A 24,390-nucleotide genomic window follows, 5' to 3' on the forward strand; every position below is an offset into this window, starting at 1 on the left:
CCGATTCCCGCATGCTTTTTGGTCTTCGACCCCTGCGAAATTCCGTCGCCGCGCGACGGCCGCCAGGCGCTCGAGTTGATCGCGCCGTTGATCACATGGTACCGCTCAATCCGGGATTGTTCGGATCGATTTGATGCAGGCAGCCGATTTCAGCGCGACGTTGCAAAACCTGTTCGCGAAGGGCGTGCGCTACGGGACCGTCATCGATCTGGGCTGCGCCGACGGGCACTTCGTGCTCAACCATCAGTCGTGCCTCGGCGGTGCGGTGCCACTGAACGTCGACGCCAATCGGATCTATGAGGACTCCCTCAAGGCCATCAAGGAGGTGCTTGGCGGGCATTATCGCATTTGCGCCATCACCGACCACGAGGGCGAGATCGAGATCACCGAGTCCGTGCATCCCTACTGGTCATCGCTGCGTCCCGCGGGCGACGTCTACTGGTCGCGGGTCAACGACCTGGTTACCAGCAAGGTGAAAGTGCCGGCGACGACGCTTGATGCGCTCGTCGAGGAGCTCTCGCTCAAGCCGCCGTTCCTGCTCAAGCTCGATGTGCAGGGCGCGGAACAGGCCGCGCTGAAGGGCGCGCGCGACGTGCTCGAGAATTGCAGTGTTGTCGTCTGCGAGACCGACGTTGACGACTTCCAGGACATCAATGCGATGCTGCTGGACGCAGGTTTCTTTCTCTACGACCTGACGACGCTGCAGCGCCTGCGCGACGGAACGCTCGGCTGGTTCTACCCGGTCTATGTCAGCGGCAAGCTCGCCCATTTGAAGCCGCAGGCCTTCTGGGACGCTGGGGACAATGCTGCCGTGATCGGCGTGCAGGAGACGCGCCGCAAGATGATCCTGGAGCAGAACAGGAAAGCCCTCAACCGGCTGCGTTATGGGAAGAGCGGTGTCGGCCGCAATGATCCCTGTCCCTGCGGTTCAGGCGAGAAATTCAAGCACTGCTGCGGCAGCTATTGACCCGATTCAAGTTGGCGCGCTCGGTGTGCCCTCAGGTCGATAGGGCGTCCTTACCGATCGCCTGAATCAAAAAGGCCGCCCGAAGGCGGCCGTTTGGTATCAAACCGGACCTTTTTCGTCCTCAGCGGATCTCCGACGTCCCGGCGCTGGTCACCACGACCGGCTTGCCGGCCTTGATCACGTGGGCGGACTGGGCGGTCTGGCTGTAATCGGCATTGGTGCGGGCTGCGATCCCGAAGCCGGCCACCGTGATGCCGGCCACAAGCGCCACCACCACGATCTTCAGGTGGGTCGCACGATCAGCGGAGTGAATGGAGTGGTTCATCTGAGCCTCCCGACGGGCTTTGCCGCCGTCTATGGCTCTTCTTGTAAGGACCGTCTGTTTCCGGATGGTTTCGCGGGTTCCGCAAAATGGTTTCATTCGGCCGTTTGGCTGGTTTCGCCTGGGGGCGGCGGGAGGACTCTAAGCGATCTTACCTGGCGCGTAATCGCGGAGGTGATCCCGCCCGGTCACGATCGTTTTCATCGGCCGAGACCGATGGGCCGACTGATCGGCAAGGGAGAAGCACAATGAACCGTCGAACCGTCCTAGAAGCCACGTTGTTTGGGACCGCCTTCGCGGCAGCTTCTGGTGCGAGCACGCCAGTGGCAGCGGCCCAGCAGAATGAGCGGCCGTCTTTTGTGACTGCCAGGGATGGCACAAAACTGTTCCTGCAGGATTGGGGCAGCGGCCGACCGGTGCTGCTGCTTTCGGCCTGGACGTTCGACGCTACCACGTGGGGCAGCCAGATTGCCGCCCTCAACGCGAATGGCTTCCGCTGTGTTGCGCCCGACAGGCGTGGGCATGGCCGGTCCGAGATGCCGTCCGCCGGGTATGACCTGGACACGCTGACCGACGACGTCGCCGCTTTGATCGAGGCGCGTGACCTGCGCGACGTGACGCTGGTCGGTTTCTCGATGGGGACGGCCGAGGCAGTGAACTATCTCGGACGATACGGATCGGACCGGATCGCAAGGGTGGTGCTGGTTGCGCCGACGACGCCATTCCTGATCAAGACCGAAGACAATCCGGATGCGGTGCCGAAGGCGATGATCGAGGCCGACAACGCGGCCATCGCGCGCGACTTCCCCAAATGGATTGCGGCGAACGAAACGCCGTTCTTCACCGCCGAGACACCCGAGATCACGCGGGCCTGGATCCGCGAGATGATGCTGAGCGTGCCGTTGCCGGTGGCGCTGGCCTGCCGCAAGGCCATCGCCTTCGCCGATCTCCGCGCGGCAGCCGCCAAGATCGATCGCCCGACGCTGATCGTTCATGGCGACAAGGATGCCAGCGCGCCGCTGCCATTGACCGGTGCAAAGACCGCAAAGCTAATCAAGGGCAGCAAGCTGACCGTCTACCAAGGCGGCCCGCATCCGCTGCCGCTGACGCACAGCGAGCGCCTGATCGCGGACATGCTGGCGTTCATGGGCGCCTAGCTCGCTCGCTTGATGTCCGTGCGGATGGTGCGCGCCGCCCAGACGAACAGGAGCGCCCCCAGCGTGGTCGTGACCGCCGCCGAGAGCAGGGAATAGCGCACGGCGTCGGCGCCGTAAGCGCCCTTCAGGGCATCGTTGACCACGCCCACGGCGAGCGGGCCGATGCCCTGGCCGAAGCAGGTGGCGGTGAGCGCGATCAGGGCGGAGGCCAGCGCCCGCATGCTCGGCTTGGCCACGGTCTGCGCGATCGCGAAGATCGGTCCGAGATGGAAGCCGACCAGGAACGAGGTCAGCGCCAGCATGGCCACCATCATCTTGAAGTCCTGCGTCAGCATGCACAGCGCGAACACCGGCCCGGCGAGCCCTGAGGTGATCGCAGGCGCCCACAGCTTCCAGCGATCGTCGCGGCGGCTGATCTGCGCCACCACGAAGCCGCCGAGCAGGGTGCCGGCCATGCCGGCGAGCCCCTTGAAGGTGCCGGCATAGGTGCCGATCTCGGCACTCGACAGATGGTGCACGCGCGCCAGGAACGGCGGGATCCAGGCCGCGGTCGCGTAGTTCGTGTAGGTGGTGAGGCAGAAGCCGATCAGCACGATGACGAAGCTCTGCTGCGAAGCCAGGAAGCGCAGGGTCGGCCCGAGCGGCTCAGGCACGAAATTCTCCTGCATGGCGCCGCGCTTCGGCTCGGAGATCGTCAGCCACAGGACAATAGCGAGCAGGATGCCGGGCAGGCCCGCGACGTAGAACGCCATCCGCCAGCCATAGTGCTGGTTGACGTAGCCGCCGACGAAATAGCCGAGGAAGACGCCGAGATAGGTACCGACTGCGTAGATGCCGAGCGCGCGCGGACGCTCGTTCTTGGCGAAGAGGTCGGCGACGATCGATTGCGAGGCGGGAGAGCCCGCGGATTCGCCGATGCCGACGCCGATCCTCGCCAGCGCCAGCGAGGTGACGCTCGAAGCGGCGCCGCACAACGCCGTCATCGCGCTCCAGAACGCAAAGGCGACAGCGACGATGTTGCGCCGGTTGAGCCGGTCGGCGACGCGCGCGATGGGAATGCCGAGCAGGGAATAGAACAGGGCGAAGCCGAAGCCCGCGAGCAGGCCCATCATGGTGTCGCTGAGCTGGAACTCCTTCTTGATCGGCTCGATCAGCACGTTGAAGATCGTGCGGTCGAGGAAGTTCAGCGCGTAGATGATCGTGAGCAGGCCCAGCACGTAATAGCGCCGCGCCGAGGGCTTTGCCGCGGCGGCCGTTTGCACCGACATCTGTGACGTCACATCGACCATCGCTTCCCCCCAATTAGTCTTTGTTATCGTTGTCGGTCCAGCTTTGATTGGAGCTGGCTGCTTCACGCGTCGCGGATGTAGTTCCCCGCTTCGAATTCGACTGGCGGTGCGCTTGCGTCGAACGAGATGCCGATCGGTTCGCGGCCTGCTTCCATTGTCTCGAGCTGATCGCTCAGCATGCGCCGGATCATGAGGATGCCGCGGTCGCTCTGGCCGAAATGTTCCTCGGAATGGACGGTCTGCGGCCCCTGGCCGACCTGGGCTTCGTAGTCGCCCGGAAATTGCTGATGCTCTTCCTCGGTCATGTCCCACCAGAACTTGCCGTTGAATTTCGAGCGCATGCGGCCGATGTCGCCGGCGTTCTTGACGCGGCCTGCGACGTAGATGCGGAACGAGGTGTCGTCGATCGGCAGCGTCCAGCCGATCGACTCGACGCGGGCGAATTGCGCCACGCGCGGGTTTGGAACGACGCGCAAGGTGGGGAGCGCCGCCTCGGTGACGCGGTAAAACACGCGGCCGTCATCCTGCTTGCGGATCGAGCGCACCGCGATGCCGCGCGGCGTCTTGTCGAACGTCACCTCCGGTATCGAAGCCATCATGTTGGTGAATTGCGGACCGGAGAACGAGCCGTGCAGCACCGGCACGTGGTAGGGATCGACCACGTTCTCGAAATGCTGGAGCCAGTTGCAGGGGATGATCGCCGGACCGCCGCCGCCGATCGAGGAATCGTCCGCCTCGACGAACTCGCCGTCGTCCATGGTCTCCAGGCATTGATAGGCCGGCAGCACCGGGCGTTTCTCGGCCGGGCCCATATAGGCGAAGATCAGCCCATAGCGTTCCTCGACCGGATACCAGGGCTGGCGCACCTTGTCCTTGAACTGGCCGCCGTCGGGCTCGCAGGGCTGCTCCAGGCAATGACCCTCGGTGTCGAACTTCCAGCCGTGATAGCAGCAGCGGATGCCGTCCTCCTCGACCTTGCCGTAATAGAGCGTCGTGCCGCGGTGGCAGCAGCGGGCGTGCAGCAGGCCGGCGCGCCCGTGCTTGTCGCGGAACAGCACCAGATCCTCGCCGAGCGCGCGAACCTTCTTCGGGGTGTCGGTGGCGTCGCTGATGAGCCCGACCGGATGCCAGTAGCGGCGGAGCAGTTCACCCATCGGCGTGCCGCGCACGACCGAGGTGAGCTCGGTGCGCGTGTGCGCCGGCTTCATCGCATAGGCCGTTCCGAGATCGCGATCCCGCTGGGTGATGCTCATACCGGTCCTCCCGCTGCGGCCGTGCCGGCCGGGCCTTTTTTGATGTCTTGTGCACAGTGAAAGGTAGATCGATGACAATGTCAACGATACTCAAAGTGCCTCTTAGTCGCATTCGACGAGGCCGGCGACGGAGGCCGCCCTCCGGTTTGACCGGTCCCGCCTGGGCTTGGCAGGCTTCGCCTTTCTTGGCAGAGGTGGATCATGAGCCAGATCGAGAGCAGGGGCGGGTCGTCGCCCGAGACGGACGAGAGCGATCCGCCGGCGCCGATCACCGTGATGCTGTCGTCGCGGCTGATGGTGCTGGCCAATTTGCTCAAGCGCGGCGCCATCCTGCGCTACAAGCGTCTCGCCGGATTGTCCTCGGTCGAGTTTGGCCTGGTCGCCTCGCTCGGCAGGCGGCCGCCGATGAGCGTGGCGCGGCTTGCGGAAGCCGTCGGCCAGGACAAGGGCCAGATCAGCCGCGCGCTTGCGGAACTCGTGTCGCGCAAGCTGATCGCGAAATCAGCGAACCCGAAGGACAGCCGCGAGGTGCTGGTCTCGCTGACCGCAACCGGTCTTGCGGCGCATGATGCAATCGTCGCCGGTGCGCAGGAGCGTAATCGGCGTTTGCGCGAACATCTGAGCGAAGCCGAGTTCGAGGCGCTGCTGCAGCAGGTCGATCAATTGACGGAGATCGCCGCCGAGCTGCTCGAGAGCGAGAAGACTTCGCGCTGACGTGTCGGCAATCCCGGGACATGTTGGATCGCTTCCAAGAACCTTTCCGAGAACCCTTCCAAAAACTCTTCCAAGACTCTTTCTAAGACTCTCTCTAAGAGGCTTTCAATTAGGGAATTCGCGCGCGCTCCCCTAAGCGTCACCGCAAGCGCATGCCGTCACGGGACTGACGGCATGCGCAATCGGACACGCAGTTTTGGGGTTGCGCGTTGAACAGTCTTGGAATGCTGCGGTCGGCCGTATTGGCGACCGCATCCGCTTTGGTTTTGCTGCCGCAGGCATCGCTTGCACAATCTCCTGCGCAGAGTGGCGCGCAGAACATTCCGTCGGTGACCGTCACCGCGCCGGAAGCGCGCCGCCGCGCCACCTCCGCCCAGCGCCGCGCGCCGCGATCATCCGAGCAGACAGCCAACCGAAGCAGACCGCAGCCGCCGCGCAATGTCGGTTTCGTCGAGACCCCGCTCGGCCCGGTGCACGGCTACGTCGCCGGCCGCAGTTCGTCCGGCACCAAGACCAACACGCCGATCATGGAGACGCCGCAGGCGGTGTCGGTGATTGGCGCGGAGCAGATCCGCGACCAGAAGCCGAACAAGCTCGACGAGGTCCTGCGCTATACTGCCGGTGTCCGCGCCGGGACCTTCGGCGCGGACACGCGCAACGACTGGTGGCTGATCCGCGGCTTCAAGTCCGACGACATCGGACTGTTTCTCGACGGCATGCAGCTGTTCTACACGTCCTATGCGAGCTGGAAGCTTCAGACGCCCAACATGGAGCGCGTCGAGGTGCTGCGCGGTCCGTCGGCCGTGCTCTATGGCGGATCGAGCCCGAGCGGCATCGTCAACGTCATCAGCAAGATGCCGCCCGCGGAGCCCGTCCGTTTCATCGAGACCGGCGTCAACAATTTCGGCAACGCGTATGTCGGCTTCGATGTCGGCGGCCCGGTCGTGACCAGCCCTGAGAACGGCAAGCTGTTCTACCGCGTCGTCGGCCAGGTCCAGAACGGCCCCACGCAGGTCAATTTCACGCCGGACAACAACTACTTCATCGCGCCGTCGGTGACCTGGAAACCGGACGCCGATACGACGTTCACGGTGCTGGCTTCAGCTTCCCGGCAGGAAACCCGCGGCATCAACTTCCTGCCCTATGAGGGCACGGTGACCAACGCTCGGTTCGGCAGGATCCCGACCAGCTTTTTCGCCGGCGATCCCAGCGTCGACAAGTTCACGCGCGAGCAGGAGATGCTGGGCTATCAGTTCGAGCGCAATCTCACAGACGACCTGACGTTCCGGCAGAATGCGCGCTTTGCGCATGTCGATGTGACCTATCGCGGCTACGTCGGCAACAACTGGGCCGACATCAACACGGCCAGTCTCGGTCGCTATAATTGGTATGCGAAGAACACCGCAAACCAGGCCAATCTCGACAATCAGCTGGAGTACCGCTTCAACACCGGCGCGGTGCGGCATACGATGCTGTTCGGGGTCGATTTGAAGGGCTACCAGATCGACGACTATCAGGCTTTCAACTTCGGCACCGTGCCTTCGATCAACGTCTTCAATCCCGCCTATGGATTTGACATTCCGTTGACGGGCGCACCGTTCCGCAACTTCCAGATCACGCAGAAGCAGGCCGGCACCTATCTTCAGGACCAGATGAAGCTCGGCAACTTCACGCTGGTGCTGAGCGGCCGCAACGATTGGGTCGAGACGACGCAGGCTGCCCGCGATAGCGGCGCCACGCTTGCCAGCCGCGACGACAGCAGGTTCAGCGGGCGCGCCGGGCTGATCTACAATTTCGACAACGGCATCGCGCCCTATGTGTCGTACGCCACGAGTTACAACCCGATCATCGGCCTCAACGCGCAAAACCAGCTGTTCCTGCCAGAGACCGGCCAGCAGGCGGAAATCGGCGTGAAGGTCGCGCCGCGGGGATTTGACGGCTACTTCACCGCCTCGGTGTTCGACCTGAAACGCCAGAACGTGGCAACCACTGATCCTGTCGTCACGACCTTGCAGAACCAGACCGGCGAGGTGACCTCGCGCGGCATCGAGCTCGAAGCGGTGGCGAACGCTACACGCGAGCTGAAGCTGATCGGCTCGTTCACGGCCTACCATTTGTTCAACAGCAGGGATCTGGACCCGTCGCTGGTCGGCAAGACCCCGACCAACACGCCTGAGCTTCTGGTGTCCGGCTGGGCCGACTACACCTTCAAGGACGGGCCGCTCGCGGGGTTCGGCTTCGGCGGCGGTGTCCGCTATATCGGTTCATCGTGGGCGGATACCGCCAATACCCTCGAGGTTCCCGCGGTCGTGCTCGGCGATCTCGCGCTCCATTACGAGTGGCAGAACTGGCGCACCGCGCTGAACGTGGTCAATTTGACCGACAAGATCTACGTCGCGAGCTGCGCGGCGGCGTCATCCTGCTTCTACGGCGACCGCCGGCGCGTCACCGCCAGCGTCTCCTACAAATGGTGAGGCAAATGACGAGAACAGGCGAGGGAAGGCCATCGTGAGAGCCTGACCGGCTCGTCACCGGCTTCCACCACGAGATCGATGAGCTTGCGGGCCATGCCCCCCGGCCCGAAGCTCATGCGAGCGCGGCGCGTGACGACCAAGCCACGTCGCCGCCGCGCTCGCCACCGATTTCCGCGGCAGCGGAGGCGGGCGCCGCCCGCCCGACGCATTCGCCAGACGGGCCCGGGTCCGATCGTGATGCATGGCTCCGGGATGGCCCGCCCGATCGTGGGCGCGCCTGGTCCTCGTTGTCATCTGGACTTTGCTGCGTCGCGGCCTAGATAATGTGAGCCTTCCCAACAACGGACGTCACGGCCCAGCGGGTGTGGACTGATCGAGGCGCCCTTGCTGGCGCTGTCGATCTGCTCCATACCAGCCGCGGGGTGATTCCGGGATTTCCACCGTTCTGAGGGCGACAAAGGGCCTAAAAAGAGCGTGTCTTGCGCCCATTGGTGCACTGCGCTAAGGCTCAGAACAATTCCAAACTGGACGAATCCGTGGCTGTCCCGAGGCTGCGGGAAAAAGGGCTCGTCAATGAGCGGCATTCTGCAGAACTACCTTCCACTCGTCGTCTTCATAGGGGTCGCGGGCCTCATTGGCCTGGTGCTGCTGATCGCGCCGTTCATCGTGGCGTTCCAGCAGCCGGACCCGGAAAAGCTGTCGGCGTATGAGTGCGGTTTCAACGCCTTCGACGACGCCCGCATGAAGTTCGACGTCCGCTTCTATCTGGTCGCCATCCTCTTCATCATCTTCGACCTCGAGGTGGCGTTCCTGTTTCCCTGGGCGGTGGCGTTCGGCAAGCTTGGCGCGACCGGCTTCTGGTCCATGGTGGTGTTCCTTGGCGTGCTGACGGTCGGGTTCGCCTATGAATGGAAGAAAGGCGCACTGGAATGGGATTGAACCCTACGTCGTCCGCCGGTCCGGTTCTCGCGCCGGCCCCCAAGGGCATCCTGGACCCGTCGACCGGCAAGCCGGTCGGGGCCAATGATCCGTTCTTCCTCGAGGTCAATTCGGAACTGTCCGACAAGGGCTTCTTCGTCGCCGCGACCGACGACCTCATCACCTGGGCGCGTACCGGTTCGCTGATGTGGATGACCTTCGGTCTCGCCTGCTGCGCGGTCGAGATGATGCAGGTGTCGATGCCGCGTTACGACGTCGAGCGCTTCGGCTTCGCGCCGCGCGCCTCGCCGCGTCAGTCGGACGTGATGATCGTCGCGGGGACCCTGACCAACAAGATGGCGCCTGCGCTGCGCAAGGTCTACGACCAGATGCCCGAGCCGCGTTACGTCATCTCGATGGGCTCCTGCGCCAACGGCGGCGGCTATTATCACTATTCCTACTCGGTCGTGCGCGGTTGCGATCGTATCGTGCCGATCGACATCTACGTGCCGGGCTGCCCGCCCACGGCGGAAGCGCTGCTCTACGGCGTGCTGCTGCTGCAGAAGAAGATCCGCCGCACCGGCACCATCGAACGCTAAGGTTTTACGTCATGGACGACGCCAAGCTCGACGCCCTGGGGCAGACGATCGTTAGCGCGCTTCCGGGCGCCGCCATCGGTCATTCGGTGGCCTTCAACCAGCTCACGGTCGATGTCGAGGTCGGCAAAATCGTCGAGGTGGTCAAGTACCTCCGCGACGACCCGAACTGCCGTTTCATCAATTTCACCGACATCACGGCGGCGGACTATCCCTCGCGCGAGAAGCGCTTCGACGTGATCTATCACTTCCTGTCACCGACCCTGAACGCCCGGATCCGGCTCAAGGCCCAGGCCGACGAGACCACGCAGGTGCCGTCGCTGATCGAGGTGTTCCCCGGCGCCGACTGGTTCGAGCGCGAGGCCTACGACCTCTATGGCGTGATCTTCGTCGGCCATCCCGACATGCGCCGCCTCCTGACCGATTACGGCTTCGAGGGTCATCCGCTGCGCAAGGATTTCCCGACCACCGGCTTCCTCGAGGTCCGCTACGACGACCAGGAGAAGCGGGTGGTGTACGAGCCGGTCAGGCTCAACCAGGAATTCCGCAAGTTCGACTTTTTGTCCCCGTGGGAGGGCGCCGACTATCCGGTCCTTCCGGGCGATGAAAAAGCAGGGCCGAAGGTCTGATCATGAACGAGCAACCCGAACAGCTTCGCAACTTTACGATCAACTTCGGTCCGCAGCATCCGGCCGCGCACGGTGTGCTGCGCCTGGTGCTGGAGCTTGACGGCGAAGTCGTCGCCCGCGTCGATCCGCATATCGGCCTGCTTCACCGCGGCACCGAAAAGCTGATCGAGCAGAAGACCTATCTGCAGGCGATCCCGTATTTCGACCGCCTCGACTACGTCGCGCCGATGAACCAGGAGCATGCCTTCTGCATGGCTGCAGAAAAGCTGCTCGGGATCGAGGTGCCGCGCCGCGCGCAGCTGATCCGCGTGCTCTATTGCGAGATCGGCCGCATCCTGTCGCATTTGCTCAACGTCACCACGCAGGCGATGGACGTCGGCGCGCTGACCCCGCCGCTGTGGGGTTTTGAAGAGCGCGAAAAGCTGATGGTGTTCTACGAGCGCGCTTCCGGCAGCCGCATGCACGCAGCGTACTTCCGCGTCGGCGGCGTGCATCAGGACCTGCCGCAGAAGCTGGTCGACGATATCGATGCCTGGTGCGATCCGTTCCTGAAAGTGGTCGAAGATCTCGACCGGCTGCTCACCGCCAACCGCATCTTCAAGCAGCGCAACGTCGACATCGGCGTGGTGTCGCTGAAGGAAGCCTGGGAGTGGGGCTTCTCCGGCGTGATGGTGCGCGGTTCGGGCGCGGCCTGGGATCTGCGCAAGTCGCAGCCCTATGAATGCTACGCCGAGATGGATTTCGACATCCCGATCGGCAAGAACGGCGATTGCTACGACCGCTATCTGATCCGCATGGAAGAGATGCGCCAGTCCGTGCGCATCATGAAGCAGTGCATCCAGAAGTTGAACGCAGCCGACGGGAAGGGCCCCGTCGTCGTCGAAGACAACAAGGTCGCGCCGCCGCGCCGTGGCGAGATGAAGCGCTCGATGGAAGCGCTGATCCATCACTTCAAGCTCTACACCGAAGGCGTCCACGTGCCGGCCGGCGAGGTCTATGCCGCGGTCGAGGCGCCGAAGGGCGAGTTCGGCGTCTTTCTCATCTCGGACGGCACCAACAAGCCCTACAAGTGCAAGATCCGCGCGCCCGGCTTTGCGCATCTCCAGGCCATGGACCACATCTGCCGCGGCCATCTGCTCGCCGACGTCTCGGCGATCCTCGGCTCGCTCGACATCGTGTTCGGAGAGGTCGATCGGTGATGGCGCAGGCGCCGATCCAGTTTGACCGTGCCTCGGGGGCCCTTGAAGGGGCCAACCTGTGGGAGCGGACGGCTGCCTTGGCGCTGGTGACGGGATCGAAGATCTCCTCGCACTTCTCCCATATGGGCTACATCGCCTGCGCCAATCTGCTGCGCAAGACGCTGCCCGAGCGCAACATCGCGATCAAGCTCAACCCCGACGCCGTATTCGAATTCCCGTATGGCGACGGCTATTGGAGCAAGCTGCTCAACCGGTCCTACAATTACGAGGACGAGCTGGAGCTGTTGTTCGCCGACTCCATCGACGTCGACTACACGCTGCTCGATTGCGGCGCGAATTACGGCTATTGGTCGGTGCTGGTGTCGAGCAAGCCGTTCGGCTCGCACAAGGCGATCGCGATCGAGCCGTCGGGGCAGAACCATCCGAAGCTCGCCAACAACGCCCGCATCAACGGCAGCCGCTTCGAGACCATGAAATGCGCGATCGGCGCGGCCCGTGGCACCGCGCGTCTATCAGGCACCAAGCACGAGGCCTTCAGCATCGCCGGCGATGCGTCGATGGGCGGCGAGGACGTGCCGGTCATCGCGCTCGATAATCTCATCGACGACGGCAAGATCGCCGCGAGCGGCAAGTACCTGATCAAGCTCGACGTCGAGGGCGTCGAGATCGAGGCGATCAAGGGCGGCGCCCGGCTGCTCCAGGCCGACAGCGTCATCATGTGCGAGGAGCACGGCAGCGACCGCTCGCATGCGGTCTCGCGCTACATCCTCGAACACACCCCGCTGAAGCTGATCGTCTACGATCCCAGCACAAGGCGTATGGAGACGGTGACCGAGCTGTCGATCCTCGACCGCATCAAGGTCTCGACCCACGTTGGCTACAATGTTTTCGGCACCGCAAGCGCATTCTGGCAGGACAGGATCAATGCCCTGAATGCGAAAACCGCGCGCCGCATGCAGTGAGAGATTGAAGAGATGTCCGTTCGCCGATTAGCACCGAAGGAAGTCCAGCCCGCGAGCTTTGCGTTCACGGAGGAGAACCTCGCGTTTGCCAAGCAGCAGATCGCGAAATATCCGGCCGGGCGCCAGGCTTCGGCCGTCATCGCCATTCTTTGGCGCGTTCAGGAACAGCACGACGGCTGGGTCTCGGAGGCCGCGATCCGCGCTGTCGCCGACATGCTCGACATGCCCTATATCCGCGTGCTCGAGGTCGCGACCTTCTACACGATGTTCCAGCTGGCCCCGGTCGGCAAGAAGGCTCACGTCCAGGTCTGCGGCACCACGCCGTGCCGCCTGCGCGGCGCCGAGGATCTGATCCACGTCTGCGAGCACCGTATCCATCACGAGCCCTTCCATCTCTCCAAGGACGGCAATTTCAGCTGGGAAGAGGTGGAGTGCCTCGGTGCCTGCGTGAACGCGCCGATGGTGCTGATCGGCAAGGACACCTATGAGGATCTGACCAAGGAAAGCTTCGGCAAGGTGCTCGATGGCTTTGCTTCGGGCAATCCGCCCAAGCCCGGTCCGCAGAACGGCCGCCAGTTCTCGGCGCCGACCGGTGGGCCGACCACGCTGAAGGAGATCACCTGATGCGTGATCTTTCGTCGCCGCCAGTTGAAGGGAGCAGTGTTGTGAAGAAGTGGGGCTTCGTCGCAATGCATTCCGCCGTAGCGGCCACATTCATTTTCCTGCTTCAGCGCTTCGCCCTGAACGCGTCGCTGGAATCCAGTCTGCTCTGGGCGCTGACCTTCGCCGTCTGCGCCGCCGGGCTTGCCTACAAGCAAGCCAACCGTTGATCGGAAAGCACTGACATGCTCGAGGACAAGGACCGCATCTTCAAGAACCTCTACGGCCTCCACGATTGGGGGCTCGAGGGCGCGCGGCGCCGCGGCGCCTGGGATGGTACGAAGAACATCATCGACAAGGGCCGTGACTGGATCATCAACGAGATGAAGGCGTCGGGGCTGCGCGGCCGCGGTGGCGCCGGCTTCCCGACCGGTCTCAAATGGTCGTTCATGCCGAAGGAATCGACCGACGGCCGGCCGAGCTATCTCGTCGTCAACGCCGACGAATCCGAGCCCGGGACCTGCAAGGATCGCGAGATCATGCGGCACGATCCCCATCTCCTGATCGAGGGCTGCCTGATCGCGAGCTGCGCGATGAACGCGCATGCCTGCTACATCTATGTCCGCGGCGAGTTCATTCGCGAGCGCGAGCATCTCCAGGCGGCGATCGACCAGGCCTATGAGGCCAAGCTGGTCGGCAAGGACAACGTCAACGGCTGGCCGTTCGACATCTACGTCGCCCACGGCGCCGGCGCCTATATCTGCGGCGAGGAAACCGCGCTGCTCGAGAGCCTCGAAGGCAAGAAGGGCCAGCCGCGTCTGAAGCCGCCGTTCCCAGCGAATGTCGGCCTGTATGGCTGCCCGACCACCGTCAACAATGTCGAGTCGATCGCGGTGGCGCCGGACATTCTGCGCCGCGGCGCGGCATGGTTCGCCGGCATCGGCCGTCCGAACAATGTCGGCACCAAGTTGTTCTGCATCTCCGGCCATGTCGAGCGGCCCTGCAACGTCGAAGAGGCCATGGGCATTTCGTTCCGTGAGCTGATCGAGAAGCATTGTGGCGGCGTCCGCGGCGGCTGGGACAATCTCAAGGCCGTGATCCCCGGTGGCTCCTCGGTGCGCATGGTGCCGGCCGAGCAGATCATCGACACGCCGATGGATTTCGACAGCTTGAGCAAGCTGCGCTCGGGCCTCGGCACCGCGGCCGTGATCGTGATGGACAAGTCGACCGATTTGATCCGCGCCATCGCCCGCATCTCCTATTTCTACAAGCATGAGAGCTGCGGCCAGTGCACGCCGTGCCGCGAGGGCACCGGCTGGATGTGGCGCGTCTTGACCCGCATGGCCGACGGTCGCGCCCACAAGCGCGAAATCGACATGCTGCTGGAAGTCACCAAGCAGGTCGAAGGCCACACCATCTGCGCGCTCGGTGACGCGGCGGCGTGGCCGATCCAGGGCCTGATCGCGCACTTCCGTCATGAGATCGAAGCGCGCATCGACGAATATTCGCACAAGTCCGACATCGACGATATCGGCGTCCGCGATCCCGTGAACATGGTCGCGGCGGAGTAGAGACAATGACCAAGCTCATCATCGACGGCAAAGAGATCGATGTCCCCGCCGAATACACGCTGCTTCAGGCGTGCGAGGCGGCCGGCGCCGAGATTCCGCGCTTCTGCTATCACGAGCGGCTGTCGATCGCCGGCAATTGCCGGATGTGCCTCGTCGAGGTGAAGGGCGGCCCTAAGCCGGTCGCGAGCTGCGCCTGGGGCGTACGCGATTGCCGTCCGGGTCCCAAGGGCGAGCCGCCGGAAATCTCCACCCGTTCGCCGATGGTGAAGAAGGCACGCGAAGGCGTGATGGAGTTCCTTCTCATCAACCATCCGCTGGATTGCCCGATCTGCGATCAGGGCGGCGAGTGCGACCTCCAGGACCAGGCGATGGGCTATGGTGTCGACACCAGCCGCTTCGCCGAGAACAAGCGCGCGGTCGAGGACAAATATCTCGGCGCGCTGGTCAAGACCTCGATGAACCGCTGCATCCAGTGCACCCGCTGCGTCCGCTTCTCGGCGGAAGTGGCCGGCGCCCCCGAAATGGGCGCGACCGGCCGCGGCGAGGACATGGAGATCACGACCTATCTCGAGCACGCGCTGACCTCGGAATTGCAGGGCAATCTCGTTGACATCTGCCCGGTCGGCGCGCTGACCTCGAAGCCTTATGCCTTCGCCGCGCGCCCATGGGAGCTCGGCAAGACCCAGTCGATCGACGTGATGGACGGATTGGGCTCTGCGATCCGCGTCGACACCCGCGGCCGCGAAGTGATGCGTATCCTGCCGCGCATCAACGAGGCCGTGAACGAGGAGTGGATCTCCGACAAGACCCGCCACGTCGTCGACGGCCTGCGTACCCAGCGCCTCGACCGGCCCTATATCCGCGAAGCCGGCAAGCTGCGCGCGGCGAGCTGGCCCGAGGCCTTTGCCGCGATCGCCGCTAAAGCGGCCCGCACCGACGGCAAGCGCATCGGTGCGATCGCGGGCGACCTCGCCGGCGTCGAAGAGATGTTCGCGCTGAAGGATCTGCTGGCCAAATACGGCTCGGCCAATCTGGCAGTGCAGGGCGGCGACGCCTTCGATCCCGCGTTCGGCCGCGGCTCCTACATCTTCAATCCGACGCTCGCGGGCGTCGAGCAGGCCGATGCGCTGCTCATCATCGGTGCCAATCCGCGGAAAGAGGCGGCCGTGTTCAACGCCCGCATCCGCAAGCGCTGGCGCGCCGGCGGCTTCAAGGTCGGCGTGATCGGCGCCAAGCCCGACCTCACCTACGACTATGACCATCTCGGCGCGGGCACCGACACGCTCGGTGAGCTCGCGGCCGGCAAGCACTCCTTCATGGACGTGCTGAAGAACGCCAAGAACCCGATCATCCTGGTCGGTGCGGGCGCGGCCTCTCGTCACGACGGCGCTGCCATTCTCGCCGCCGCCGCCAAGCTCGCGCTCGATGTCGGCGCGCTCAAGGACGGCTGGAACGGCTTTGGCGTGCTGCATGAGAGCGCCTCGCGCGTCGGTGCGCTCGATATCGGCTTTGCCGCCGGTCAGGGCGGGCTGAACGCGGCGCAGATGACGACCTTCGGGACGCTCGATCTGCTGTTCCTGCTCGGCGCCGACGAGATCAAGCCGTCCGACGGCACCTTCGTCGTCTATATCGGCACCCACGGCGACCGCGGCGCCCATCGCGCCGACGTGATCCTGCCGGCAGCCGCCTATACCGAGAAGTCGGCGATCTACGTCAACACCGAAGGCCGCGTGCAGATGACCGGACGGGCCGCATTCCCGCCGGGCGAGGCCCGCGAGGACTGGGCGATCGTCCGCGCGCTGTCGGAGGCGCTCGGCAAGAAGCTCGGCTATGACTCGCTTTCGGCCTTGCGCCAGGCGATCTTCAAGGCCGTGCCGCATTTGATCCGTCTCGACCAGATCGAGGCCGGCTCGGCCGATCAGATCAAGAAACTGGCGGGGAAGGGCGGCACGACGGAGAAGGCCCCGTTCAAGCCGCTCGTCGAGGACTTCTATTTGACCAACCCAATCGCGCGTGCGTCCGCCGTGATGGCGGAGTGTTCGCGGCTTGCCTCCGGGCAGATGCTGACCGCAGCGGAGTGAGCCGATGGAATTCTTCGAAAGCGCATTCTGGACCGGGTTCCTCTGGCCGCTGATCATCATGATCGCGGAGAGCGTCCTGGTGCTGGTCGTCCTGCTCGTGGCGATCGCCTACATCCTGCTCGCCGACCGCAAGATCTGGGCGGCGGTGCAGATCCGCCGCGGCCCGAACGTGGTGGGTCCCTGGGGCCTGCTGCAATCCTTTGCGGACTTGCTGAAGTTCGTGCTGAAGGAGCCGATCATCCCGTCCGGCGCCAACAAGGGCGTGTTTCTCCTTGCTCCCTTGGTCTCATGCGTGCTCGCGCTCGCCGCCTGGGCGGTGATCCCGACCAATCTCGGCTGGGTGATCTCCGACATCAATGTCGGCGTTCTCTTCATCTTCGCGATTTCGTCGCTGTCGATCTACGGCATCATCATGGCCGGCTGGTCGTCGAACTCGAAATATCCGTTCCTGGCGGCGCTGCGCTCGGCGGCGCAGATGGTGTCCTACGAGGTCTCGATCGGCTTCGTCATCATCACGGTGCTGCTCTGCGCCGGGACGCTGAACCTCTCGGCCGTGGTCGAGGCGCAGCATGTCCGCGGCCTGGCCAGCCTTATCGGGTTGCCGCAGCTCACCATCCTGAACTGGTACGTCTGGCCGCTGTTCCCGATGTTCGTGATCTTCTACGTCTCGGCGCTGGCGGAAACCAACCGTCCGCCGTTCGACCTGGTCGAAGCGGAATCCGAGCTCGTCGCCGGCTTCATGGTCGAGTACGGCTCGACGCCGTATCTTCTGTTCATGCTCGGCGAGTATGTCGCGATTGCCACGATGTGCGCGATGGCGACGATCCTCTTCCTCGGAGGCTGGCTGCCGCCGGTGGACCTGCCGCCGTTCAACTGGGTGCCGGGGATCATCTGGTTCTCGCTGAAACTGTTCTTCATGTTCTTCCTGTTCGCGATGGCCAAGGCGATCGTGCCGCGCTACCGCTACGATCAACTGATGCGCCTCGGCTGGAAAGTGTTCCTGCCGTTGTCGCTGGCGATGGTGATCGTGGTGGCCGGTGTGCTGCACTTTGCCGACATCGCGCCGAAGTGAGGGCCGTCATGGGTATCAACATCAACGCCACCGCACGCTCGCTTCTGCTGTCGGAATTCGTCTCGGCGTTCTTCCTCGCCATGCGCTATTTCTTCCAGCCGAAGCCGACGCTGAACTATCCCTTCGAGAAGGGCCCGATCTCGCCGCGCTTCCGCGGCGAGCATGCGCTGCGCCGCTATCCGAACGGCGAGGAACGCTGCATCGCCTGCAAGCTGTGCGAAGCGATCTGCCCGGCGCAGGCCATCACCATCGAGGCCGGCCCGCGCCGCAACGACGGCACCCGCCGTACCGTGCGCTACGACATCGACATGGTGAAGTGCATCTATTGCGGCCTCTGCCAGGAAGCCTGTCCGGTCGATGCCATCGTCGAAGGTCCGAACTTCGAGTTCGCGACCGAGACTCGCGAGGAACTGTTCTATGACAAGGCCAAGCTGCTCGCCAACGGCGACCGCTGGGAACGCGAGATCGCGAAAGCGATCGAGCTCGACGCGCCGTACCGGTGAGATGAGAGCATGATCCTTCCCGCGCTGTTCTTCTATCTGTTCGCCGGCGTCTGTGTCGCCTCGGCGGTGATGGTGATTGTCTCGCGCAATCCCGTGCACTCCGTGCTGTACCTGATCCTGGCCTTCGTAAACGCCTCCGGCCTGTTCGTGCTGATGGGCGCCGAGTTCCTGGCGATGATCCTGATCGTCGTCTATGTCGGCGCCGTCGCGGTGCTGTTCCTGTTCGTGATCATGATGCTCGACGTCGACTTCCTCGAGCTGCGCGAGGGCTTCATCGAGTACCTGCCGGTCGGCCTCGTGATCGGCGGCATCTTCCTGTTCGAGCTGTTGCTCACGGTCGGCTTCTGGGTCATCAACCCCGGCGTCGCCAAGACGATCACGGCGGCAATCCCGACCAACGTCTCGAACACCGAGGCGCTCGGTATCGTGCTCTATACGAAGTACATCCACTACTTCCAGCTCTCGGGCATGGTGCTGCTGGTCGCGATGATCGGCGCCATCGTGCTGACGCTGCGGCACAAGGCGAGCGTCAAGCGGCAGGACATCAACGTTCAGAACGCGCGCACGCCCGAAATAGCGATGGCGATACGCAAGGTGGCGCCGGGGCAGGGGCTCCAGGACTCTGACGCGGCGGAGTGGGTGAAATGACGATCGGGCTCGGACACTATCTTGCGGTCGGCGCGATCCTGTTCACGCTCGGGATCCTCGGCATCTTCCTGAACCGCAAGAACATCATCGTCATCCTGATGTCGATCGAGCTGATCCTGCTCGCCGTCAACGTCAACCTGGTGGCGTTCTCGACCTTCCTCGGCGACATCGTCGGGCAGGTCTTCGCGCTCCTGGTGCTCACCGTCGCGGCCGCTGAAGCCGCGATCGGTCTCGCCATCCTGGTGGTCTATTTCCGCAACCGCGGCTCGATCGCGGTTGAGGACGTCAATCTGATGAAGGGCTGATCGCATGATCCGGAAAAGTGGATACCGGTTTTCCGACCAGATCATGCGGGAAGAGTAAATCATGGTCCAGGCAATCGTCTTTCTGCCTCTGCTGGGCGCCATTCTGGCCGGCCTGATCGCGCTGTTCGGTGCGCATGCCCGTAACCCCTCGGGCGACACGGTCGAGCATCACGATGATCACGGTCATGGCGCGCACGCCCATGCGTCCGACACCATCAACGAGGATGCGTCGGTCATCCATGAGACCCATCACGAGCCCGGCGACGGCCACGACGACCACCACGTCTCCGAGCCGGCGGCGGCGGGCTCGCGCGGCGCCGAGCTGATCACCACGGCGTTGCTGTTCGTGTCGGCGGCGCTGTCCTGGATGACGCTGGTCGATGTCGGCTTCATGCACCACGACATCCGCATTCCGCTGCTGCCGTGGATCCTCTCCGGCGATCTCCAGGTCTACTGGACGCTGCGGGTCGACACGCTCACCGCCGTGATGCTGGTGGTGGTGACCACCGTGTCCTCGCTCGTGCACCTCTATTCCATCGGCTACATGGACGAGGACCCGAACCGGCCGCGCTTCTTCGGCTATCTCTCCCTGTTCACCTTCGCCATGCTGATGCTGGTGACCGCGGACAACCTGGTGCAGCTGTTCTTCGGCTGGGAAGGCGTGGGTCTGGCGAGCTATCTCCTGATCGGCTTCTGGTACCAGAAGCCCTCGGCGAACGCCGCCGCCATCAAGGCTTTCGTAGTCAATCGCGTCGGCGATTTCGGCTTTGCGCTCGGCATCTTCGCGATCTTCCTGCTGGCCGGCTCGACCGATTTCGAGACCATCTTCCACGCTGCGCCGGGTCTCACCGGCAAGACCATCGACTTCCTCGGCTGGCACGCCGACGCGCTGACCTTGACCTGCCTGTTGCTGTTCATGGGCGCCATGGGCAAGTCGGCGCAGTTCCTGCTGCACACCTGGTTGCCGGACGCGATGGAAGGTCCGACCCCGGTGTCGGCGCTGATCCACGCCGCGACCATGGTCACCGCCGGCGTCTTCATGGTGGCGCGCCTGTCGCCGCTGTTCGAGCTCGCGCCGAACGCGCAAGCCGTCGTGATGTTCTTCGGCGCCACCACGGCGTTCTTCGCGGCGACCATCGGCCTGGTCCAGAACGACATCAAGCGCATCGTCGCCTACTCGACCTGTTCGCAGCTCGGCTACATGTTCGTGGCGATGGGGGCGGGGGCCTATTCGGTCGGCATGTTCCACCTGTTCACGCACGCCTTCTTCAAGGCGCTGTTGTTCCTGGGCTCCGGCTCGGTGATCTACGCGATGCATCACGAGCAGGACATCCGCAATATGGGCGGCCTATGGCGCAAGATCCCCTACACCTACGCAGTGATGGTGGTCGGCACGCTCGCGCTCACCGGCTTCCCGCTGACCGCCGGCTATTTCTCCAAGGACGCGATCATCGAGTCCGCTTACGCCTCGCACAATCCGTTCGCGATGTACGGCTTCCTGATGACGGTGGTCGCGGCCGGCCTGACCTCGTTCTACTCGTGGCGCCTGATCTTCAAGACCTTCCACGGCGAGCCGCATGACGAGCATCACTACGAGGCTGCGCATGAAGCGCCGATCTGGATGCTGATCCCGATCGGTGTGCTCGCGGTCGGCTCCATCCTGGCCGGCTTCCCGTTCAAGGAGCTGTTCGCCGGTCACGGCATCGAGGAGTTCTTCCGCGAATCCGTGAAGATGAACCCGCACATCATCGAGGAGATGCACCACATCCCCGAGACCATCGCCTTCCTGCCGACAGTGATGATGGTTCTGGGCTTCCTGGTGTCATACCTGTTCTACATCCGCCGACCCTATCTGCCGGTCGAGCTCGCGAACACGCAGCCGATGCTGTACAAGTTCCTGCTCAACAAATGGTACTTCGACGAGCTCTACGACATCATCTTCGTCCGTCCGGCGAAGTGGATCGGCTACCAGCTCTGGAAGAAGGGCGACGGCTTCATCATCGACGGCCTCGGCCCCGACGGCGTCTCGGCCCGAGTGCTGGACGTCACCCGCAACGTCGTGAAGATCCAGACCGGCTATCTCTATCACTACGCGTTCGCCATGCTGATCGGTGCCGCCGGCCTGATCACCTGGTTCATGTTCGGCTTTGGAGGCCAGTAAATGACGACCTGGCCAATTCTATCCGTCACGACGTTCCTGCCGCTGGTCGGCGCGCTGATCGTCTATCTCAGCCGCGGCGATGACGAGGCGGCCCGGCGCAACTCGCGCTGGATCGCGCTGTGGACCACGCTGATCACCTTCGCGGTGTCGGTGATCCTGGTCATGCGGTTTGATGCATCGAGCGCCGACTTCCAGTTCGTCGAGAAGGCGAACTGGCTCGCCACCGGCATCACCTACCACATGGGCGTGGACGGCATTTCACTGCCGCTCGTGATCCTGACCACCGCCATCATGCCGTTCTGCATCATCGCGAGCTGGAAGGCGATCACCAACCGCGTCCGCGAATACATGATGGCGTTCCTGATCCTGGAAACGCTGATGATCGGCACCTTCTCGGCGCTCGATCTCGTGCTGTTCTATCTGTTCTTCGAGGGCGGCCTGATCCCGATGTTCCTGATCATCGGCGTCTGGGGCGGTCCGCGCCGGGTCTACGCGTCCTTCAAGTTCTTCCTCTACACGCTGCTCGGCTCGGTCCTGATGCTGCTCGCCATCATGGCGCTGTACTGGAACGGCGGCACCACCGACATCCCGACCCTGATGCACACCGCCGTGCCGCGCTCGCTGCAGACCTGGGCGTGGCTTGCCTTCTTCGCCTCGTTCGCGGTGAAGATGCCGATGTGGCCGGTGCACACCTGGCTCCCCGACGCCCACGTCGAGGCGCCGACCGCCGGCTCGGTGGTCCTGGCTGCGATCATGCTGAAGATGGGCGGCTACGGCTTCCTGCGTTTCTCGCTGCCGATGTTCCCGCTGGCCTCGCATGACTTCGCGCCATTGATGTTCACGCTCTCGGCCATCGCCATCATCTACACCTCGCTGGTGGCGCTGATGCAGGAGGACATGAAGAAGCTGATTGCGTACTCCTCGGTGGCGCATATGGGCTTCGTCACCATGGGCATCTTTGCCGGCACCATGCAGGGCGTTGCCGGCGGCGTGTTCCAGATGATCTCGCACGGCATCGTGTCCGGCGCACTGTTCCTCTGCGTCGGCATCGTTTACGACCGCATGCACACCCGCGACATCGCGGCCTATGGCGGCCTCGTCAACCGGATGCCGCTCTACGCGCTGACCTTCATGGTCTTCACTATGGCCAATGTCGGTCTGCCCGGCACCTCCGGCTTCGTCGGCGAGTTCATGACGCTGCTCGGTACATTCAAGGTCTCGATCCCGACCGCGTTCTTCGCCACCTTCGGCGTGATTCTGTCGGCCTGCTATGCGCTGTGGCTCTACCGCAAGGTCGTGTTCGGGGCGCTGGTCAAGCCGTCGCTGATGAGCATGAAGGATCTCACCTTCCGGGAGGGCCTGACGCTGTTCCCGCTGATCGCGCTGACGATCCTGTTCGGCATCTATCCGAAGCCGGTGCTCGACATGTCGGCGGCCTCGGTCCAGCAACTCGTCAACAATTACAACACCGCTGTGACGGCCGTGAAGGCCGCCGCACTGCTCCAGTGAGCGGGCAGGTCAGGATATCGCCATGAGCTTTGAGACTGCAGGTTATCAACTGGCGCCGGTGCTGCCCGAGCTCGTGCTCGCGGTCGGGGCCATGGCACTCCTGATGCTCGGCGCCTATCGCGGGCAGGAGACCACCAAGACGGTCACGACGCTTGCGGTGCTGCTCCTGATCGTGGTCGGTATGCTCGAATACATGCTGCCCGCTGGCAAGCACGTGACCTTCGGCGGCAGCTTCATCGTCGATGATTTTGCCCGCTTCATGAAGATCCTTGCCCTGATCGGCTCGGCGGTGACGCTGGTGCTGTCGACCGAGTTCCTGTCGGATCCGTCGCGCCGCATCTTCGAATACGCGATCCTGGTGCTGCTCTCGACGCTCGGCATGATGGTGCTGATCTCGGCCGGCGACCTGATCTCGCTCTATCTTGGCCTCGAATTGATGTCGCTGGCGCTCTACGTCGTGGCGGCTTCCAACCGCGACAACGCCAAGTCGACCGAAGCCGGCCTGAAGTACTTCGTGCTCGGCGCGCTGTCCTCGGGCATGCTGCTCTACGGCTCCTCGCTGATCTACGGCTTCACCGGCACGGTCGCCTTCACCGGCATCGCGGCGGCCGCGACGATCTCGAATGTCGGCCTGGTGTTCGGCCTGGTCTTCCTGCTCGCCGGCCTCTGCTTCAAGGTCTCGGCCGTGCCGTTCCACATGTGGACGCCGGACGTCTACGAAGGCGCACCGACGCCCGTGACGGCCTTCTTCGCCTCGGCGCCGAAGGTGGCCGCGCTCGCGGTCTTCACCCGCGTCACGCTCACGGCATTCCCGGGCATCGTCTCGCAGTGGCAGCAGATCCTGGTGTTCGTGTCGATTGCCTCGATGGCGCTGGGTTCGTTCGCCGCGATCGGCCAGAGCAACATCAAGCGCCTGATGGCCTATTCCTCGATCGGCCATATGGGCTTTGCCCTGGTCGGGCTCGCGGCGGGTACGGTCGAGGGCGCGCAGGGCGTGCTGATGTACATCGTGATCTATGTCGCGATGACGCTGGGCTCGTTCGCGGTCATCCTGGCGATGAAGCGCAACGGCCAGCCGGTCGAGCAGATCAGCGATTTCGCGGGTCTCTCGCGGACCAATCCGCTGCTCGCCTTCATGTTCGCGATGCTGCTGTTCTCGCTCGCCGGCATCCCGCCGCTCGCCGGCTTCTTTGCCAAATGGTACGTCTTCGTCGCCGCCATCAAGGCGAACCTGTTCACGCTCGCCGTGGTCGGCGTGCTCTCCAGCGTGGTCGGCGCCTACTACTATCTCACCATCGTCAAGACGATGTATTTCGACGAGCCGGCCGGGCAAGTCGATACGGTGCGCGTCGAAGTCAAGACGGTGCTGGCGGTCGCGGGCCTGTTCAACATCCTGTTCGCGCTGTTCGCAGGCCCGGTGGTGAGCGTCGCCTCCGCCGCCGCCAAGTCGCTGTTCTAGG

Annotated in this window: 23 protein-coding genes; 20 read left to right on the top strand and 3 right to left on the bottom strand. The window is 63.8% G+C overall.

Features of this window, described 5'->3' with window-relative positions:
• The first annotated feature begins 133 nt into the window (after positions 1–133).
• Positions 134–967: an FkbM family methyltransferase gene (locus C7G41_RS24580; protein ID WP_106944943.1), complete on the top strand. Its 834-nt coding sequence runs from the start codon at positions 134–136 to the stop codon at positions 965–967.
• Between the two features lie 121 nt (positions 968–1,088).
• Here C7G41_RS24580 and C7G41_RS24585 read toward each other — a convergent pair whose 3' ends face one another.
• Positions 1,089–1,292 carry a hypothetical protein gene (locus tag C7G41_RS24585; protein WP_026232877.1) on the bottom strand — a complete coding sequence of 68 codons (204 nt, stop codon included), beginning with the start codon at positions 1,290–1,292 and terminating at the stop codon, positions 1,089–1,091.
• A gap of 245 nt (positions 1,293–1,537) precedes the next feature.
• On the opposite strand from C7G41_RS24585, the gene C7G41_RS24590 reads away from it, so the two are divergent.
• Entirely contained in the window at positions 1,538–2,446 is a 909-nt protein-coding gene (locus C7G41_RS24590; RefSeq protein WP_245446675.1) for an alpha/beta fold hydrolase, read from the top strand.
• On the opposite strand, the gene C7G41_RS24595 is transcribed toward C7G41_RS24590, so the two are convergent.
• Both C7G41_RS24595 and C7G41_RS24600 read right to left on the bottom strand, forming a co-directional pair.
• Positions 2,443–3,735 (bottom strand): MFS transporter, encoded by a 1,293-nt coding sequence (locus tag C7G41_RS24595; protein ID WP_106944945.1) that lies wholly within the window; start codon positions 3,733–3,735, stop codon positions 2,443–2,445. The genes C7G41_RS24590 and C7G41_RS24595 overlap by 4 nt on opposite strands.
• Before the next feature lie 62 nt (positions 3,736–3,797).
• Complete coding sequence (locus tag C7G41_RS24600; protein WP_106944946.1) at positions 3,798–4,988, bottom strand: aromatic ring-hydroxylating dioxygenase subunit alpha; 1,191 nt, start codon at positions 4,986–4,988, stop codon at positions 3,798–3,800.
• A 201-nt stretch (positions 4,989–5,189) separates the two neighbouring features.
• Between C7G41_RS24600 and C7G41_RS24605 the strand changes: the two genes are divergently transcribed.
• From C7G41_RS24605 to nuoN, 18 genes are all read left to right on the top strand, one after another.
• Positions 5,190–5,702, top strand: a complete 513-nt coding sequence (locus C7G41_RS24605; RefSeq protein WP_106944947.1) for a MarR family winged helix-turn-helix transcriptional regulator — start codon at positions 5,190–5,192, stop codon at positions 5,700–5,702.
• A 224-nt stretch (positions 5,703–5,926) separates the two neighbouring features.
• Positions 5,927–8,176, top strand: a complete 2,250-nt coding sequence (locus tag C7G41_RS24610) for a TonB-dependent siderophore receptor (protein WP_106944948.1) — start codon at positions 5,927–5,929, stop codon at positions 8,174–8,176.
• A gap of 573 nt (positions 8,177–8,749) precedes the next feature.
• On the top strand, positions 8,750–9,115 hold the full coding sequence (locus C7G41_RS24615; RefSeq protein WP_007603535.1) for an NADH-quinone oxidoreductase subunit A: 366 nt from the start codon (positions 8,750–8,752) through the stop codon (positions 9,113–9,115).
• The gene (locus C7G41_RS24620) at positions 9,106–9,693 is read left to right on the top strand and encodes an NADH-quinone oxidoreductase subunit B family protein (protein ID WP_199198582.1); all 588 of its coding nucleotides are present in this window, start codon (positions 9,106–9,108) and stop codon (positions 9,691–9,693) included. Before C7G41_RS24615 ends, C7G41_RS24620 begins: the two co-directional genes overlap by 10 nt.
• Positions 9,694–9,704: 11 nt before the next feature.
• Entirely contained in the window at positions 9,705–10,319 is a 615-nt protein-coding gene (locus C7G41_RS24625; RefSeq protein ID WP_106944950.1) for an NADH-quinone oxidoreductase subunit C, read from the top strand.
• A 2-nt stretch (positions 10,320–10,321) separates the two neighbouring features.
• On the top strand, positions 10,322–11,518 hold the full coding sequence (locus tag C7G41_RS24630) for an NADH-quinone oxidoreductase subunit D (protein WP_007603549.1): 1,197 nt from the start codon (positions 10,322–10,324) through the stop codon (positions 11,516–11,518).
• Positions 11,518–12,480 carry an FkbM family methyltransferase gene (locus C7G41_RS24635; RefSeq protein ID WP_199198583.1) on the top strand — a complete coding sequence of 321 codons (963 nt, stop codon included), beginning with the start codon at positions 11,518–11,520 and terminating at the stop codon, positions 12,478–12,480. The genes C7G41_RS24630 and C7G41_RS24635 overlap by 1 nt, the downstream gene beginning before the upstream one ends.
• Positions 12,481–12,492: 12 nt before the next feature.
• Complete coding sequence (gene nuoE / locus C7G41_RS24640; RefSeq protein WP_007610983.1) at positions 12,493–13,104, top strand: NADH-quinone oxidoreductase subunit NuoE; 612 nt, start codon at positions 12,493–12,495, stop codon at positions 13,102–13,104.
• A complete protein-coding gene (locus tag C7G41_RS24645) occupies positions 13,104–13,310 on the top strand; it encodes a hypothetical protein (RefSeq protein WP_106944952.1) in 207 nt (68 codons plus the stop codon). The genes nuoE and C7G41_RS24645 overlap by 1 nt, the downstream gene beginning before the upstream one ends.
• A gap of 15 nt (positions 13,311–13,325) precedes the next feature.
• Positions 13,326–14,651: an NADH-quinone oxidoreductase subunit NuoF gene (gene nuoF, locus C7G41_RS24650; protein ID WP_106944953.1), complete on the top strand. Its 1,326-nt coding sequence runs from the start codon at positions 13,326–13,328 to the stop codon at positions 14,649–14,651.
• Between the two features lie 5 nt (positions 14,652–14,656).
• Positions 14,657–16,732 carry an NADH-quinone oxidoreductase subunit NuoG gene (gene nuoG / locus C7G41_RS24655; RefSeq protein ID WP_106944954.1) on the top strand — a complete coding sequence of 692 codons (2,076 nt, stop codon included), beginning with the start codon at positions 14,657–14,659 and terminating at the stop codon, positions 16,730–16,732.
• Positions 16,733–16,736: 4 nt separating this feature from the next.
• Positions 16,737–17,804 (top strand): NADH-quinone oxidoreductase subunit NuoH, encoded by a 1,068-nt coding sequence (gene nuoH / locus C7G41_RS24660; RefSeq protein WP_106944955.1) that lies wholly within the window; start codon positions 16,737–16,739, stop codon positions 17,802–17,804.
• A 14-nt stretch (positions 17,805–17,818) separates the two neighbouring features.
• On the top strand, positions 17,819–18,307 hold the full coding sequence (gene nuoI / locus C7G41_RS24665; protein WP_027529879.1) for an NADH-quinone oxidoreductase subunit NuoI: 489 nt from the start codon (positions 17,819–17,821) through the stop codon (positions 18,305–18,307).
• Positions 18,308–18,316: 9 nt separating this feature from the next.
• Positions 18,317–18,955 carry an NADH-quinone oxidoreductase subunit J gene (locus C7G41_RS24670; protein ID WP_106944956.1) on the top strand — a complete coding sequence of 213 codons (639 nt, stop codon included), beginning with the start codon at positions 18,317–18,319 and terminating at the stop codon, positions 18,953–18,955.
• Entirely contained in the window at positions 18,952–19,260 is a 309-nt protein-coding gene (gene nuoK / locus C7G41_RS24675) for an NADH-quinone oxidoreductase subunit NuoK (protein ID WP_007603558.1), read from the top strand. The genes C7G41_RS24670 and nuoK overlap by 4 nt, the downstream gene beginning before the upstream one ends.
• A 61-nt stretch (positions 19,261–19,321) precedes the next feature.
• Complete coding sequence (nuoL, locus tag C7G41_RS24680; RefSeq protein ID WP_106944957.1) at positions 19,322–21,421, top strand: NADH-quinone oxidoreductase subunit L; 2,100 nt, start codon at positions 19,322–19,324, stop codon at positions 21,419–21,421.
• Complete coding sequence (locus C7G41_RS24685; protein ID WP_106944958.1) at positions 21,422–22,930, top strand: NADH-quinone oxidoreductase subunit M; 1,509 nt, start codon at positions 21,422–21,424, stop codon at positions 22,928–22,930. It begins immediately after the preceding gene.
• 22 nt (positions 22,931–22,952) lie between these two features.
• Complete coding sequence (nuoN, locus tag C7G41_RS24690) at positions 22,953–24,389, top strand: NADH-quinone oxidoreductase subunit NuoN (RefSeq protein ID WP_106944959.1); 1,437 nt, start codon at positions 22,953–22,955, stop codon at positions 24,387–24,389.
• Position 24,390: the final 1 nt, after the last annotated feature.

Source organism: Bradyrhizobium sp. MOS002, assembly GCF_003020115.1.
GTDB lineage: Bacteria > Pseudomonadota > Alphaproteobacteria > Rhizobiales > Xanthobacteraceae > Bradyrhizobium.

Coding starts and splice junctions, on each gene's coding strand:
- nuoG (WP_106944954.1), top strand. CDS start 14,657: ATGACCAAGCTCATCATCGACGGCAAAGAGATCGATGTCCCCGCCGAA.
- C7G41_RS24595 (WP_106944945.1), bottom strand. CDS start 3,735: ATGGTCGATGTGACGTCACAGATGTCGGTGCAAACGGCCGCCGCGGCA.
- nuoN (WP_106944959.1), top strand. CDS start 22,953: ATGAGCTTTGAGACTGCAGGTTATCAACTGGCGCCGGTGCTGCCCGAG.
- C7G41_RS24670 (WP_106944956.1), top strand. CDS start 18,317: ATGATCCTTCCCGCGCTGTTCTTCTATCTGTTCGCCGGCGTCTGTGTC.
- nuoE (WP_007610983.1), top strand. CDS start 12,493: ATGTCCGTTCGCCGATTAGCACCGAAGGAAGTCCAGCCCGCGAGCTTT.
- nuoL (WP_106944957.1), top strand. CDS start 19,322: ATGGTCCAGGCAATCGTCTTTCTGCCTCTGCTGGGCGCCATTCTGGCC.
- C7G41_RS24610 (WP_106944948.1), top strand. CDS start 5,927: ATGCTGCGGTCGGCCGTATTGGCGACCGCATCCGCTTTGGTTTTGCTG.
- C7G41_RS24620 (WP_199198582.1), top strand. CDS start 9,106: ATGGGATTGAACCCTACGTCGTCCGCCGGTCCGGTTCTCGCGCCGGCC.
- C7G41_RS24585 (WP_026232877.1), bottom strand. CDS start 1,292: ATGAACCACTCCATTCACTCCGCTGATCGTGCGACCCACCTGAAGATC.
- C7G41_RS24625 (WP_106944950.1), top strand. CDS start 9,705: ATGGACGACGCCAAGCTCGACGCCCTGGGGCAGACGATCGTTAGCGCG.
- C7G41_RS24580 (WP_106944943.1), top strand. CDS start 134: ATGCAGGCAGCCGATTTCAGCGCGACGTTGCAAAACCTGTTCGCGAAG.
- nuoF (WP_106944953.1), top strand. CDS start 13,326: ATGCTCGAGGACAAGGACCGCATCTTCAAGAACCTCTACGGCCTCCAC.
- C7G41_RS24590 (WP_245446675.1), top strand. CDS start 1,538: ATGAACCGTCGAACCGTCCTAGAAGCCACGTTGTTTGGGACCGCCTTC.
- C7G41_RS24600 (WP_106944946.1), bottom strand. CDS start 4,988: ATGAGCATCACCCAGCGGGATCGCGATCTCGGAACGGCCTATGCGATG.
- C7G41_RS24605 (WP_106944947.1), top strand. CDS start 5,190: ATGAGCCAGATCGAGAGCAGGGGCGGGTCGTCGCCCGAGACGGACGAG.
- C7G41_RS24630 (WP_007603549.1), top strand. CDS start 10,322: ATGAACGAGCAACCCGAACAGCTTCGCAACTTTACGATCAACTTCGGT.
- C7G41_RS24615 (WP_007603535.1), top strand. CDS start 8,750: ATGAGCGGCATTCTGCAGAACTACCTTCCACTCGTCGTCTTCATAGGG.
- C7G41_RS24685 (WP_106944958.1), top strand. CDS start 21,422: ATGACGACCTGGCCAATTCTATCCGTCACGACGTTCCTGCCGCTGGTC.
- nuoK (WP_007603558.1), top strand. CDS start 18,952: ATGACGATCGGGCTCGGACACTATCTTGCGGTCGGCGCGATCCTGTTC.
- C7G41_RS24645 (WP_106944952.1), top strand. CDS start 13,104: ATGCGTGATCTTTCGTCGCCGCCAGTTGAAGGGAGCAGTGTTGTGAAG.
- nuoH (WP_106944955.1), top strand. CDS start 16,737: ATGGAATTCTTCGAAAGCGCATTCTGGACCGGGTTCCTCTGGCCGCTG.
- C7G41_RS24635 (WP_199198583.1), top strand. CDS start 11,518: ATGGCGCAGGCGCCGATCCAGTTTGACCGTGCCTCGGGGGCCCTTGAA.